Here is a 13,793-nt window from a genome sequence, read left to right on the forward strand (position 1 = left end):
GGACCCAGTTGGCGATCCCGGTCGATATTCACCGGAGCAGGATTGCCGCTGCCGAATCGGGTTCCGAGGAAGCCGAGGGCCGAACCCTGCCCGCCGCCGGCTTCGCTGACGTGTGTGCCTTGCGGCTTGCGGATCGTCTCGACGGTCGCGCCGCTTCCGCACCAGGTCATCGGCCGCGGGAACGATAGATGCCGATCCGAGGAAGGTTGCGGTCGCCACCGCAAGACGCGAGAACACGGTCACCTTTCCGTCGCCGGGCTCGGCTTACCGGCGTGGCCGACCATGCCGGCTGACCGAGCGATCGGCCGGTAATTTCACCCCCAGCGCACTGCTGGCACACTGACCGAGTGCACGGTATGCTCGTGTCCAAGCTAACAGACTGACTGATTGGTCGGTGAGCTGCGACCGGCATCGGCGCAGCTCTGGGAAGGAACATCGATGTCCGGGACGGATAGCACAACCCAGGGCCGTACCGCGGTCATCACCGGCGCGGCCGGTGGAATCGGCGCCGCGATGGCCGCCGAATTCGGCTCTCGGGGTATGTCGATCGTGGCGGCCGACATCGACGGCGAAGGCGCGCAGTCCGTCGCAGACGAACTGACCTCGAACGGGGTACGCGCGATGGGCGTGCCGGTCGATGTGACCGACCCAGAGTCGGTCGAAGCCCTCAGGCAGGCCGCCTATCAGGAATTCGGCTCTGTCGAATTGCTCTGCAACAACGCCGGCGTGCTGCTGTTCGGCGATGTCGCGGACTCCTCGATCGGTGACTGGCGGTGGCTGTCGGCGGTGAATATCGAAGGCATGCTCAATTGCCTGCACGCCTTTCTGCCCGATATGCGGAAGCGGACCGGCCGGCGGCACGTGATGAACACCGCCTCGACGCACGCCTTCCTCGCAGACCCCGGCCACACCGCCCTCTACTCCGCGACCAAGCACGCGATTGTGGGGATGACGCTCGGGCTGCGATCCGAACTGGCGGCCGACGACATCGGCGTCACCGTGTTGTGCCCAGGTCAAGCCGCGACACGCATCATGGACTCGCAGAGAAACCGCCCGGCCGCGTACGGCCGCAAGGCTCCGGAACCCTTCGGCACCGGCACCATCCCGATGGCGATCGAACCGGTGGAAGTCGCGCGCCTGGCCGCTGAAGGCGTATCGCGAGATGCGCCGATAGTTTTCGCGCTGCCCGAACACGGACGCGACACGTTCCGCGCGCAGGTCGAGGAGATGTGGCGGCTCGCCGACAATGCCCTCGTCGAACGTGCGTGACGACGTACCCGGCCGCCGCGCCACCGCGCCGGACAGTGCGCCCCTGCCGCGTGGCTTCCTCTGTGGACTGTTGCTGGCCTACTTCGGGCTATTTCTCGCGGTGCTCACGCCGGTCATGGTCTCGATGGCCTTCAAATTGCAGCACATCACCGGATCTTCGCAGCGCGCGACGGCTGCGTTGGGGCTGGTCGCGGGCAGCGGCGCGGTCGTGGGCATGGTCGTGCACCCGGTCGCGGGTCGTTGGTCGGACCGCACCCGTTCGGTGTTCGGCCGTCGCAGGCCCTGGATTCTCGGTGGCACGATCACTGGAGTGATCGGGCTCGGCTGTGCCGGGCTCGCACCGAACGTACCGCTGGTGCTGATCGGTTGGTGTGTCGCGCAAGCGGGATTCAACGCGGCGATGACCGCGGTTCACGCGGCGGTCGCCGATCAGGTTCCCCGGGATCGGCTGGGCCGCATCTCCGGTCTCGCCGGGGTCACCACTCCGCTGAGCATCCTGGGCGGGAGCGTGCTCATCTCGGTGCTGGATGGGGATGTGGTGCGGTTTCTGGCACCAGGGCTGATTGCCCTGGTGCTGGTGATTCCGCTGCTGGTACGGCTGGACGATCGGCGCTTCGAGGGCGCCGCGGAACCCTATGGGCCACGGCAGCTCGTAGGCTCATTCGCCTTCGATCCGCGTAAGCACCCGAGCTTCTCCTGGGTGATGGTGTCCCGCTTCCTGGTGATGTTCGGCTACGCCGGAATCGGCACGTTCTTCCCGTTCTTCCTGGCCGGGAAATTCTCACTTGCCGAGCATGAGGTCACCCACACGGTGCTGCTGGTGAATGTGGCCACGGTCGTATGCCTGTCGTTGACCGCGCCCATCGGCGGATTCCTGTCCGACCGGATCGGGCGGAGACGACCGTTCGTGGCGGTTTCGGGGCTGGTGATGGGGGCGGGCTTGGCGCTGTTGGCATTCGCGCCCTCGCTGGGTGTGGTCATCGCGGCACAGGGCATGATCGGACTGGGTCTGGGCGCATTCACTGCGGTCGATCAGGCGCTGTCCATGCAAGTGCTGCCGAATCCCGAGGACACCGCGAAAGATCTGGGCCTGCTGGCCCTGGCCGGCACCCTCCCGCAATCGATAGGGCCGCTGATCGCACCCGCGGTGATCGCGGTGGGCAGCGCGACCGCCCTCGGCGGCTATCCGGCGTGGTACCTGCTCGGCGCTCTCGCCTGTGTGGCCGGCGCCGTCATGGTCTATCGCGTCACCGCCGTCCGATAGCGCAGCACGAAATGATCGCGCCGAGGGACGGCTTTCTTTGGCGTGCGGCAACTTCCGCGCACCGGACCGAAGGCAGAGCAAGTCGTCCGACTCCGGTAAGAGCGGTGTGCCTTCTGTCCGCCATTTTCGGAGGATGCGGCGGCCATAGTCGTGGGTGCCGGATGGGCAGTGTGCAGGTCGGGGGTGAATCAAAGGGCGGTGGGCTGGGCGTGTCTTGGGCACCGCAAACCCGCCAGACCTCAGGGAGCCTCCGTGACCGGACCTCGTGCCGACCTCGCCCCCGGCGAACTGCTCATCGTCCACGCTCGTGTTCGGGCGAGGGACTTGGGGTGGCGACTTGAGTCGACAATGGTCGATCGGCTATCACGCGGGCGAATCGCGGCGACCGCCGGGGCCGCGCTGCGCGTTCGTTCAACGAGTTCTGCACGTTCGTTCACGGTATCCCCAGGTATCCCAAGAAGCACCACGGCCGGAGGGCATCTTGGTCGGGTGAGACGCTCCCGCCGGGAGCGTCAAGGGGGAACGCGAGGGCCATGACCGGATTCAACGTCGCCACGGACGATCTCACCGCGCACGCGAGTCATCTCGACGCGTTGACGGACAGGCTGGGCACCGCGCTGTCGGCCGCGCAGACCGCCGCCATGTCCGACGATTGCTACGGTTTGCTCTGCTCCTTCATCCCTCCGGTGATCAATCCCATGGAGGAACAGGCGATCGAGCTGCTCGGGTCGGCGCGGGAAGCGATGGGCGCCACGGCCGGGAACGTGCGGTCCACCACCACCGCGTACGACGGACGCGACGACACCGCTGCTGAGCCGTTCAAGGGCCTTCTGGCCGGTGAGACCCTGAACTCGAGGGTGGGGCGGCAGCTGTGAGCGCTCCCCGGGCGACCGGCATCGTGGGGCGACCTCGAGATCGCCGGATATTATGACCCGGCGACCGGGGAACCCCTCACGTACTTCCCGGTGCTGTTCTGACGAGTGTGACCCGAGGTCAGCTCCGGGTCATGGTGGACGGGTAGCCGCCCCCGCCGGCACGCGGACCTCATCCGCGAGGGAACCGCGCTGATCGACAGGGTCTGGCGTCGTCGCGAGATCGGCCGGTACCGGCTGCAGGCGGCGATCGCGGCCGTGCACGCCATGGCCGGTCACCCGAGCGGACGGACTGGCCGGACGTATCGGCTCTGCCGAGGTTGCTTTTACCTGATCAATCTCACCTCGGCGCATGGCCGGATCGTGCGGTGGGCAATTCCGGTGGTGAGGGCGATCGAGGTCGATACGACCGCCGATCACCGCCGGGGCCGGACAGCCCGCCCCGGGTACGGCAGAAGGGGAAGATCGATGACCACTCGCACGAAGATCCGCCGGAGCGCCGCGATCCTGCTCGTCGCCGGAGCGGCGGCCGGAGCCACGGCACTGACCACCGGTACCGCCGCCGCGATGCCGACCGACTTCAACTGCACGTCGGGTCAGGTCACCAGCCAGCTCGTCTACGGCGGGGCGGGCGCGGGCGGACGGGACGCGGCCATCCAGTTCACCGCGAAGCAGGGGGAAACCTGCACGCTGCCCGGCTCGCTGCCCATCGACCTCGTCGGCGCCCGCGACGTGACGCTGTCCTCCGACGCCGCGCCGGACGCTCCCTCGGTGGAGATCAGTGACGGGTCCTCGGCTTACCTCCCGCTGCACTGGACCGCGATCGGCTCGCCGCGGCAGGAGACGCCGTTGGCGATCACGGTCACCGCGCCCCAGGAAACCAGCCCGCGCGGCGACACCAGCGACCCGCGGATCAGCCTGCCCTGGGACTTCGGCGCGGTCAACGCCGCCCCTGAGAGCCACACCATCCGCACCGGGGCGATGACGGCCGGTACGGCGCCCAGCGTCTGACCCCGGAGTCCGCCGTCTGCCGTAGAGCGGACAAAGTGGACGCCGTGCCCGATGCGTGGCCGGCGAAGCCGTCTGTCCTTATCGGACGATCCAGGAAAAGACGCACCTCGTCGCGCCCCTTTTGCCAGCCGAAGTCCAGCGGTAGGGTCGGACGAAAGCGACCGCGGCTGCAGCGGGGGAAAACGTGCTGGACATCATCGGCCTGAGTGAAATCGACGTCGAAGTCTACGATGCTTTCGCCGGCACCGGGTCGATGACCGTTGCCGAAATCCGGCAACGAACCGGGCTGCCCAAACAGCAGCTGCTGCGGGTTCTGCGTGTGCTGACCGGAAAAGGGTTACTCACCAAGCTTCCCGGCCCGGCGGAGGCCTATTCGGCGGTAAGACCGGAGATCGCGCTGGAGGCGATGCTCCGCCAGAAGGAGCAGGAACTCGCGAGTGCGCGGCTGGTCGCCGACAGGTTGCGTGAGCGGTATCGGGCGACGTCCGGTGAACGCCCGGTCGACCTCATCGAGGTGATCCACGGGAACGCGCTCATCGCCGAGAGGGCCGATCAGCTGCTGCGCTCGGCCGAGCGGGAGGTCGCCTTCGTCGACAAACCGCCTTACGCGCAAACGCCGAGTGTGCTGCATCCCGCCGAACGTGATCTCCTCGGCCGGGGCGTGCGGTTCCGCGGGGTTTACGAGCGCAGTGCGCTGGAAATGCACGACCTGGCATCCGACCTCGAGGCCGGCCTCGCCCTCGGCGAGGAGGCCAGGGTGGTCACCACCGCCCCGCTGAAGATGATCTTGATCGACCAGCGGATCGGCCTGGTGCCGCTGCGTGCCGATCTCCCCGACGTCGGCACGGCATTGGTGATCCACCCGTGCGCTCTGCTCGACGCGCTCAGCGCTGTCTTCGCTTTCCTTTGGCAGAAAGGGCTTCCGCTGCGCCTGCCCGGGTCGGCCGAACTGGCGGACGTCGCGCCCTCTGACGACGCCCGCCTGCTCGCCTTGCTCACCACCGGGTTGCCCGACAGAAGCATCGCCAAGCAGCTCGGCATGAGCTACCGGACGTTCCAGCGACGCCTCCGCGATCTCATGACCTCTCTCGGCGCGACCACCCGGTTCCAGGCCGGGCTTCAGGTCGCCACGCGGGGTTGGGTCACCTTGCCGGGGACCCAACCCGCGCGTGAGGAGGACGTCATCGAAGGCGCGGGTTCACCTTCGCCACGTCCGTGAGCGCGTAGGCCCGCTGGACCGTCTGCGTCACCGTGTTGCCCGAGCCGTCCCGTGCGTCCGAGCGCAGCCAGACGAACCCGTCGGTCGCCGCGAGCTGCGGATGGGGCACGGTCACCGACCACAGCCCGGCCCCGTTCGGCCGGACGGTCGCCGCTGTCCAGGTGCGCCCGCCGTCCGTCGAGGCCGAGACCTTCAGTTGCGTCACCGGACCACCGCCGCGTGCGCCGCTGTGCGAGCCGGCGAACACGTCGAAGGTGTACGGACGCCCCGCCGGTGCACGGCCGCCGAGATCCAGCGGCAGCCGCTGGTCCAGCTGGATGAGCGGCTGGAAGGAACACGCACTGCCCGAGACGTAGCAGGAGAACCCGGCGGGTGTCGTTGCGTTGGATCGTGCCGAGGCGAACGTCCACGACGTATCGGTCCGTGGGGCGTTCTGGAAAAGCACTCCGCTCGGGGCTCCGATCTGCGCCTGGCCGGGCATCACGTCGGTCACGTCCAGCCGGTAGGTGGCGGGGGTCGGTGCGAGCCGGAACTCCGGGACGAGTGCGTACGGATCGTCCATATTGGACCGTGGGATCTCGGTCCCGTCCCGGTACAGCCGTGCCGTGGTCGCCGAGAAGTACCGTGCGTTCTCGTAGGGATTCGAGTAGTGCCCACCCGTACCGGCCGTTCCGTCCATCCACTGCAACCCGGGGATGAACAGGTCGGGATCCACTCCGCCCCGGCACATCGAGCACAGCACCGTCCAGCCGTTGGCCGTCGCCGGGTAGCGAGCCGGATGGTCGGCCGGCAGTTCCACCGTGCCGCTGTGCAGCGGTGCGCGGAACCAGTACTCGTCCGGCCTCGACCGCTCGCCCGCGCGGTAGATGTTCTGCGCGTTCATGCTCAGCGCGGCGCGACGGCCCGCGGCGTCGGTGCCGGAAAGAGTGACCACCCGTTTCCAGACCAGCCGATCGTCGGCCGGGCCGGTGTACTCCGTCCACGCGCCCGGCACCGCGATCTTCGTGCCTTGCACCGCCTGGGTCTTCCACATGCCGGTCGGGAAGGCGTACCAGTTCTTCTGCCCGGTCAGCCCCGGCTTTTCGGCCTGATAGCTGGTTTTCGTCGCGACCAAGGATTTCTGGTCGACGCGCCGGACGAGATCCTTCGATACCCCGTTGGCGTCGAGGTAACTGAGGTTGTACATCACGTCAGGAGTCGCGCGCACCAGCAAGCGCACCGAGACCACACCCGCGGTCCGCAGCGCCTCGCCTTCGTCCCAGCCGAGGGACATGGTCGGCACCACCGAACTGCTGAGACCCGGAACGCTCAGCGAACCCGGTGAACCGGCGTAGGGGATCATCGCCGCGGCACCCGCGGCGGCCACCGCGCGGGCCGCGTTCGCGATGCCGGTGTTGACGGCCCCCACCGGGTCCGGTGATCCGGCCGGGACCGGAATCCGCACCAGCACGGCCTTTCCGCGGACGTCGAGACCGGCGAGATCACTCGCGCCACCCGCGCCGCCGAACACGACCGGAAGCGTTCGTTCACCGGGTGACTTCGCCGTCAGCGTCGGCACGTCGTACGCGGGATTCAGCACCTTCGAGTCGCCGCCGACGACCTGCATTTCGACCGCGGTCTGGGTCAGCGTCGCGCTGTCCTGCAACGAAATCGCACCTGCGGACGTGGCCGCCGCCGGTGTCACGCGCACATCCCAGCCAGCTCCGCCGGACAGTCCGGCTTCGCCGACGTAGCCGTTGACGCCCGCTCCACCGGGGATCACGCGCCTCAACATCACCGTGCGGTCCCGCAGGTCGGTGGGTGTGGGTGTGACCAGTCCCGCCGGCACGGCGCTCGCCGCGTTCAACGCGATCTCGGCCGGGGCCGAGACGGCGACCTGCGTCGCGCTCATCGCCGACCAGCGGCGCACGGTCAGTCCGCGCTCCATCACCCAGCCCAGTGCCGAATAGCGTCCGGCGGGGACGAGCACCCGGCCGATTCCGTCGACCAAGCCGATCTGCTGGCTGACCTGGTCGAGGAACGGGTCGTTGCGGTTGCCCGCGCCGGCCGTGTCGTCGATCAGCTGGACCGACGCGAACTGAGCCGGGCCACCCGCCGAGTCCTTTATCCGGATCGTCACCGGGAACAGTTCGGCCGCGTTGTAGACGCTCACGGGCGTCCGCACGGAGTTGGTCCCGTCCGCGGTCGTGGCCACCACGGCGCCGCCGTAGACACCAGCCGTTCCTTCGCTCGGGTCCACGGCGAGGTCGACGGTGGTGGTGGACTTGGCCGGGATCGTCAGGTCCGTCTTCGCCAAGCGCATCCCGGTGCCCGGCTTGGCTCCGCCGTCCCAGGGCTGCACGGTCAGCCTCAGGTTCAACGCCATCGGCTGGGTTCCGGAGTTGGTGTAGGACAGCTGCCGGACGACCTGCGCCGCGCTGTTCGTCGTCCGCTCGTTACGGCCGAAGCTCGCGACGGCGGTGCCGGTCGCCTTCTGCGAGACGGCCCGTGCGACGTCGAGAAGACCGGCTCCCTGCTCGTACCAGCGAAGGCCGACGTCCTTGGCCGTGGTGACGAGCGTGTTCTTGAGTGCCTGCCCGGTGAGCCCAGGCTGCTGCTGCAGCAGGATCGCCGCGGCCCCCGCGACATGCGGAGTCGCCATCGAAGTGCCTGACGCCGCGGTGTAGGAATCGTCCACCGGCGTGCCCATCGCCGTGTCAGCGGCCCGGGCGGCGACGATCCCGACACCAGGCGCGGTGATCTCCGGCTTGACCGAGGCGTCCCGCAGCCGCGGGCCGCGACTGCTGAACCACGCGAGCTTGTTGTCCCTGTCGACCGCCCCGACGGTGAGCGCGGACGTCGCCGCTCCCGGCGTCGTGACGGTTCGGTCACCCGGCCCGGAGTTCCCGGCCGCGACCACGAACAGCGCACCGGACTTGGCCGAAAGCGCGTCGATCTGTTCGCTCAACGGGTCTGCTCCGTCGGTGACGCCGGCGCCGAGGCTGAGGCTCACGATCTTCGCGCCCTGCGCGACGGCCCAGTCGATCCCGGCCATCACCTGTGCGGTGTCACCCTCGCCGGAGGCGTCGAAAACCTTGGCCACCATCAGCTTCGCGTCCGGTGCGACACCCTTGTACCGGCCGCCCGAGGCGGCTCCGGTACCGGCGATGATCGATGCGCAGTGGGTGCCGTGGCCGTGACGGTCCACAGTGTCGCCTTCTCCGCTGAAGTCGGCCGAGGCGATCGTCTTGCCGGCCAGGTCGGGATGTTTCTCGTCGATCCCGGTGTCCACCACCGCGACCGTGGTCCCCTTCCCGGTCCACCCGCCGCTCCACGCCGCGGGCGCACCGACCTGCGCGGTACTCTTGTCCAGCGCCACCCGGACCTTCCTGTCCAGCCGGACCTGCGAAATCCCCTGGCTCAGAACGGGTTTCCCACCTGGATCGAAGGCGACGAGCGAACGCCAGAAGTCGCCCGTCCCCGCCTTCTTGACCTGCACTCCCACCCCGTTGGCGGTGACGAGCGGGGTGAGTCGCTGGGTCTGTGGTAGCGTCTTCGCCTTCGCGTCCAGCGACTGCGCGGACAGGCCCGCTCGGTCGCCGTAGCGGACGATGACAGGGATCGTGGCGCTCGCCGCGTCGTCACGCCGGTCTCCGACGAGCGTGGTGACGTTGAACAGCTCCCGGCCGAGCAATCCCTTGCCGACGAACGGAAGCGCGTCCGACGGATACACCATCAGCCCTTCGGCCGTGCTGGTGATCTGGAACGCCGGGCTAGGCCGGTCCGGCCGCACCGCCGGTTCGACCTGCGCGCTGTCGTGCCCGGCGCCGTCCCGTTCGTAGGTCACCACGTCGCCGGTGAGCAACGTGACGCGATGGACGTCCGGCTGTCCGGCGACGGGGGTGGGTCTCGGTACGGCGGCTGTCGCGGCGGTCGCGGTCACCGGTAGCGGGGAAAGGGCGATCAGTGCGGAGGCCGCCAGAATCGCCAACGGGTGCCGTGCGGATCTCGTCAAATGAGGGGAACGGGGGAACATCGAGCCTCACTCTCCTCGGATAGTGAGAAGCGGCCGTGGACACGGCCGCCGCGAAGATGGAGTTTCCCGAGGATGAGGCAGGAGTTGCCGGATGAAAACAATTCTCGTTGGCGGTATGTCGCCGTTGGCGAGATACCGCCATGGAAGAGCCCGGACCGCCGACGGCGGCCCGGGCCCGGTCGAGAAGGGTCGGTCTTACTGACCCGCGCTGCGCAGCTGCAGCGAGAAGTCGACCCGGTTGTTGTCGGTGTCGGTGCTCAGGATGTTGCGAGTGTTCGCCGCGTTGAGCTGGTCGGTGGAGGCACTCTCCGGGATCGCGGCCTGACCTTCACGCGCCTGCACGACCGCGCTGCCGAAGGCGACACCGTCGAGCTTCGTGGTGATCAGGTTGTGCACTGTGACGCCACCGGCGGTCGGGATGCCCTCGGCGTTGGCCAGCGTGATCGGAAGGACGTTCGTCTGGTCGGCGATGGTGCCGGAGAAGTTCTGTCCGACCAGCACCATGTACTGGCCGGGGTTGTACCTCGGCGCCAGGACAGTGCCCGCGGGGATGACGATCGTCTCGAACGTGAGGCCCGACGGCGACCAGACACGGACCTGGTAGCCGCTGATGTCCAGAGACTGGTTCGAGAGGTTGCGCAGCTCGATGAACTCGTCGAGCTGACCGTTGAGGCCACGGGTCGAAACCTCGTTGACGACCACGGTGGACGAGACGAGCGGCGCGACCTCGGTGCCCTCGGTCTCACCGGCCGCGTTCGCGACACCGCCCGCCATACCCATCGCCAGCATTGCGAATACCGCCGAGGCGCCCAGAATTCGTCGCACGATAAATTCCTTTCAGCTTTTTTGCGGGGGATTGGTGTCGGACCGGAATTCTTTCCGCCGGTGCCGACCAGATAAGTATCCGAGAACCGGGGTGTCGCCGGGAAGGGGCCAGTTTTCCGGTACTTTCCCGTCAATCGATAACCGTCCACCGGCGCTCGGGAGCGCTCTTCCGACGCCGTCCTCTCGCGACCGCGGCAGCGAGCTCGAGCTCCCGGCCGGACGTGTCCAACACGTCGCTGAGCCACTGTCGCCAGTACGGACCGGGGATGCGTTTCCCCCGCTCCCAGCGGGAAACCTCCTCCCGGGTGACGCTGTCGTTGCCGGAGAGGGTGTGCAACTTCGCGACCAGATCACACTGTGACCAGCCTTTCGCGATTCGTTGTTCGGCGAGCAGTTCGCACAGCGGGGTCGTATCCCCGCGGCTGCCGTTCGCGGCCACGACCGCACCTTTCTGGTACTGGTGCAAGGAGTTGAATACGGATTGGGCTGATGGCCTTCAGTCGAGTGGCAGTACGCAGCCGAAGTCGGCCTTGTTGTTATCGGTGTCACGACTGACGGCGTCCCTTGCCTGAGCGAAACCGGGACAGGCGAGGGCGGCCTGATTCTCGCGGCAGGGCGACGACGGCGCCCATCCGACGCTGTCGACCTTGGTCCCGCGCCGGTCCAGCAACATCTCGCCGTTCCCGACGATCGCCTCGACGACCATCTGCTGCACGGTTCCGCCGAAGCCCTGTCCGGTGATGAGGAAGTGCTCACCGGCGGGGATCTCGCTCCCGGCCGGCATGGTGGCCAGCTCGACGGGTGCGGCTCCGCCTGTGCACGCTTGAACGGACCAGCCACCGATGTCCAGGGTGGCGTCGCTGGTGTTGTGCAGGTCGATGTAGCCTGCCGGGCCGCCGAGCACCTCGTGGATCTTGGCCGACGAAGACCGGACGGTATCCGGAGCGGGGGTTCCGGCGAGCGCGAGGATCAGGAGCAGGGAACCTGACTTCGTCATGACAGCAACGCTAGAAAAACGATCTCGGCGCCGCAGGATACGGCGGGTACCGAACCTGATCCGGTCTAGGTACTTCCGGTACGTCGCTCACTCGACCGGCCTAGCTTCGGTACCCGGCCAGCCGGTCCGCGGCGTATAACTCGCCTTCGCACGAGGTCGTCTCCAGCCGCGGCAGCGGGTTGCCGCCCGGCCGGAATCGCAGTTCGCGGAAGAGGTCACGCCTGCTGCCGAAGCCCAGTTTCTGGAGGATCCGGCTGACATAGTTCTTCACCGTCTGCGTCGCGAGGTGCAGTTCTTCGGCGATCTCGTCGTTCGACCACCGGTACAGGATCAACGCGAGGATCTCCTCCTCCCGCCCGGTCATCAGGCTCGCGTACTGCACGGCTTCGGTGACCACCGGCGGGGTTCCGCCGGCCTGCAGGCACACCCGCTGACCGGCGAGAGTGGAGCGTACCGCCGACAGCACCTGGCCGACGCCGGCGGATTTGTGCACGAAGCTGTCCGCGCCCGCGTTCAGCGCCGTGGCGATGGCCGATGGCGAGGCGTCACTGGCGAAGACCAGGACGGTCACGCGCTCGAAATGCTTCTTGACGAACCGGCAGATCGCGGTCCCGGCGGGTTCGCCCCAGATCGACAGCTCGGTGATGACCATGTCGGGATGGCTCTTTTCGCACTGCCACAACGCTTCCGGCTCGCTCGCGGCTTCGGCCACGGCCTCCACCCCTGCCGAATCCTGCAACAGCCTGCTGAGCGCGTATCTGATGAGGGGCTGATCGTCTACTACAAGCGTGGTGACGCGGTTCATGTTTCCCCTTGGGGTGTTTGACGGGTGCCCGGCGTGGCCCGGGCCGTGCGGTCGGCCGGGCCGGGCGGCGCCCGCATTCGCCGAGAACAGGGTCGCTCGCTCGGGCGATCCGTCAAACCGACCGCCGCGGCGACGTCGGTACTCATTTTCGCCGAATCCTCTTTCGTCGCGGTCCGGCATGGATCTTCCCTCTTCTCCTCGCGGGTGAGGACCAGCAATCGGGTGACAAGGGAGAAATGGTGCCGAACGAGGTGGTCGGATTTGGGCCGGACGGCGGAACGGGGATACAGATTCCGAGCGCGCCGCACTGGACACGTGGAAAGCCGTGGCCTGGTCGGGCTGTCGAGGTTCACTGGGGAAGGATGATCCTATGGGCTCGGTTTCATTCGGTTCCCGCCGGATGCCGAACCGGCGATCGGCATATCGGTTCGCGCCCGTTCATCGTACTGGCTTGGTTCTTTTCGTTGAAAAACTCGCCGAGATCGGATTTTCGTGATCTTGTCTGATAATGCCATCGGGAAGTGGTATTTCGCGGATCGGCTTCCGGTAAAGGGTTCATACCCCGCGCTTCGGTGACGAAGTGCGATCGCCTGCCGTCGGGTGTCTCTGGCCGGTCGGCCGATCGGTCCCGCCCATGAGCACGTGCATCCGACCGGGAAGCTTCCCGCCGGCTGCGAATCCGAACGTCTGCCGGGGCGGGCCCGCGTCGCCGACTTCCGCGGGCTTCTGGCTGTCCGGACAAGTTACCGGCGTCAGCGTGATCGGTCGTCGTGGGCCCGGCGTCGCCGTTCGTCGGCGATCAGCTCGAGTGTGGCGACGCTCGACTGCCATTCCGGTGCCGGGGTTTCCGCCGCTGCGGTGATCCGGCCGCCGGATTGTTCGGTTGCGGGCCAGAATTGGATGAGGAATCTTTCGATACCGCGAATCGGTTGGTCTCCCGCGGTGGTTGTCGCGTCCTCCAGCGCACGTCTGGTGCGGTCGCGATCGGCCGTTTGTACGCGCACATGGTAGGTGCCGGGCGCTTCGAGATCGAAGGTGCCGAAGACCTCTTCGCGTGCGGGATTCCAGATGTTCAGTCTGCCGCTGGAGAAGTGGCAGCTGGCTTGTCGATGGAGGTCCCAGCTGGGGTCGGGGATGGTGTCCCAGCGCTGGAGTAGCGCTTCGGCGACATGCCATTCTCCCGAAGCGCTGCAGACGGCGATCTGGTCGTCGGTGGTGAGGAGCCAGTCTTCGGGTCCGTGAAAGGTGGGGATTGTCGGCCAGTCAACGGCTTCGTCTTCGATGAGGAAGTGTCCTTCGACGATCCTGACCTGGACGGTGGACTGAACGAGCGGTCGACTCATGGGGTCAATCTATGGGTGTCGACGTCGTGAGGGTAAGGCGAACGTGTTGTGGTCGCGGGGGTCGGCCGGGTGTCGGGGAACCCCCAGTTGGGGGTGTGGTTTTTAAGGAAGTGGGGTTTGGCGACCAGCATGGGGGGGGGTTGGGGGGGGGGGGGGGGGTTTTTGTGGGGCAC

Annotated in this window: 11 protein-coding genes; 5 read left to right on the forward strand and 6 right to left on the reverse strand. The window is 67.6% G+C overall.

Features of this window, described 5'->3' with window-relative positions:
- The first annotated feature begins 438 nt into the window (after positions 1-438).
- The 5 genes from ACZ6YV_RS29485 to ACZ6YV_RS29505 all read left to right on the forward strand — a co-directional run bounded on the left by ACZ6YV_RS29485 (position 439) and on the right by ACZ6YV_RS29505 (position 5,635).
- Positions 439-1,269: an SDR family oxidoreductase gene (locus tag ACZ6YV_RS29485; RefSeq protein WP_465512697.1), complete on the forward strand. Its 831-nt coding sequence runs from the start codon at positions 439-441 to the stop codon at positions 1,267-1,269.
- On the forward strand, positions 1,262-2,533 hold the full coding sequence (locus ACZ6YV_RS29490; protein WP_465512698.1) for an MFS transporter: 1,272 nt from the start codon (positions 1,262-1,264) through the stop codon (positions 2,531-2,533). Before ACZ6YV_RS29485 ends, ACZ6YV_RS29490 begins: the two co-directional genes overlap by 8 nt.
- A gap of 533 nt (positions 2,534-3,066) precedes the next feature.
- Positions 3,067-3,408 carry a type VII secretion target gene (locus ACZ6YV_RS29495; RefSeq protein ID WP_465512699.1) on the forward strand — a complete coding sequence of 114 codons (342 nt, stop codon included), beginning with the start codon at positions 3,067-3,069 and terminating at the stop codon, positions 3,406-3,408.
- 465 nt (positions 3,409-3,873) lie between these two features.
- The gene (locus tag ACZ6YV_RS29500) at positions 3,874-4,416 is read left to right on the forward strand and encodes a DUF4232 domain-containing protein (RefSeq protein ID WP_465512700.1); all 543 of its coding nucleotides are present in this window, start codon (positions 3,874-3,876) and stop codon (positions 4,414-4,416) included.
- 184 nt (positions 4,417-4,600) lie between these two features.
- Positions 4,601-5,635 (forward strand): helix-turn-helix domain-containing protein, encoded by a 1,035-nt coding sequence (locus tag ACZ6YV_RS29505; protein WP_465512701.1) that lies wholly within the window; start codon positions 4,601-4,603, stop codon positions 5,633-5,635.
- On the opposite strand, the gene ACZ6YV_RS29510 is transcribed toward ACZ6YV_RS29505, so the two are convergent.
- The 6 genes from ACZ6YV_RS29510 to ACZ6YV_RS29535 form a co-directional block, all read right to left on the reverse strand.
- Positions 5,598-9,557: a S8 family peptidase gene (locus ACZ6YV_RS29510; RefSeq protein ID WP_465512702.1), complete on the reverse strand. Its 3,960-nt coding sequence runs from the start codon at positions 9,555-9,557 to the stop codon at positions 5,598-5,600. The two genes, ACZ6YV_RS29505 and ACZ6YV_RS29510, sit on opposite strands and share 38 nt — an antisense overlap.
- 288 nt (positions 9,558-9,845) lie before the next feature.
- Complete coding sequence (locus tag ACZ6YV_RS29515) at positions 9,846-10,475, reverse strand: lamin tail domain-containing protein (protein ID WP_465512703.1); 630 nt, start codon at positions 10,473-10,475, stop codon at positions 9,846-9,848.
- 130 nt (positions 10,476-10,605) lie between these two features.
- Positions 10,606-10,914: a helix-turn-helix domain-containing protein gene (locus tag ACZ6YV_RS29520; RefSeq protein ID WP_465512704.1), complete on the reverse strand. Its 309-nt coding sequence runs from the start codon at positions 10,912-10,914 to the stop codon at positions 10,606-10,608.
- 57 nt (positions 10,915-10,971) lie between these two features.
- On the reverse strand, positions 10,972-11,472 hold the full coding sequence (locus ACZ6YV_RS29525) for a lamin tail domain-containing protein (protein ID WP_465512705.1): 501 nt from the start codon (positions 11,470-11,472) through the stop codon (positions 10,972-10,974).
- Between the two features lie 100 nt (positions 11,473-11,572).
- Positions 11,573-12,277 carry a response regulator transcription factor gene (locus tag ACZ6YV_RS29530; protein ID WP_465512706.1) on the reverse strand — a complete coding sequence of 235 codons (705 nt, stop codon included), beginning with the start codon at positions 12,275-12,277 and terminating at the stop codon, positions 11,573-11,575.
- 752 nt (positions 12,278-13,029) lie between these two features.
- Positions 13,030-13,620: a hypothetical protein gene (locus tag ACZ6YV_RS29535; protein ID WP_465512707.1), complete on the reverse strand. Its 591-nt coding sequence runs from the start codon at positions 13,618-13,620 to the stop codon at positions 13,030-13,032.
- Positions 13,621-13,793: the final 173 nt, after the last annotated feature.

This window comes from Amycolatopsis sp. NPDC102522, from assembly GCF_055584485.1.

Excerpts from the sequence above, each read along its gene's own strand:
- ACZ6YV_RS29500 (WP_465512700.1), top strand. The coding sequence starts at position 3,874 with ATGACCACTCGCACGAAGATCCGCCGGAGCGCCGCGATCCTGCTCGTC.
- ACZ6YV_RS29530 (WP_465512706.1), bottom strand. The coding sequence starts at position 12,277 with ATGAACCGCGTCACCACGCTTGTAGTAGACGATCAGCCCCTCATCAGA.
- ACZ6YV_RS29535 (WP_465512707.1), bottom strand. The coding sequence starts at position 13,620 with ATGAGTCGACCGCTCGTTCAGTCCACCGTCCAGGTCAGGATCGTCGAA.
- ACZ6YV_RS29525 (WP_465512705.1), bottom strand. The coding sequence starts at position 11,472 with ATGACGAAGTCAGGTTCCCTGCTCCTGATCCTCGCGCTCGCCGGAACC.
- ACZ6YV_RS29495 (WP_465512699.1), top strand. The coding sequence starts at position 3,067 with ATGACCGGATTCAACGTCGCCACGGACGATCTCACCGCGCACGCGAGT.
- ACZ6YV_RS29485 (WP_465512697.1), top strand. The coding sequence starts at position 439 with ATGTCCGGGACGGATAGCACAACCCAGGGCCGTACCGCGGTCATCACC.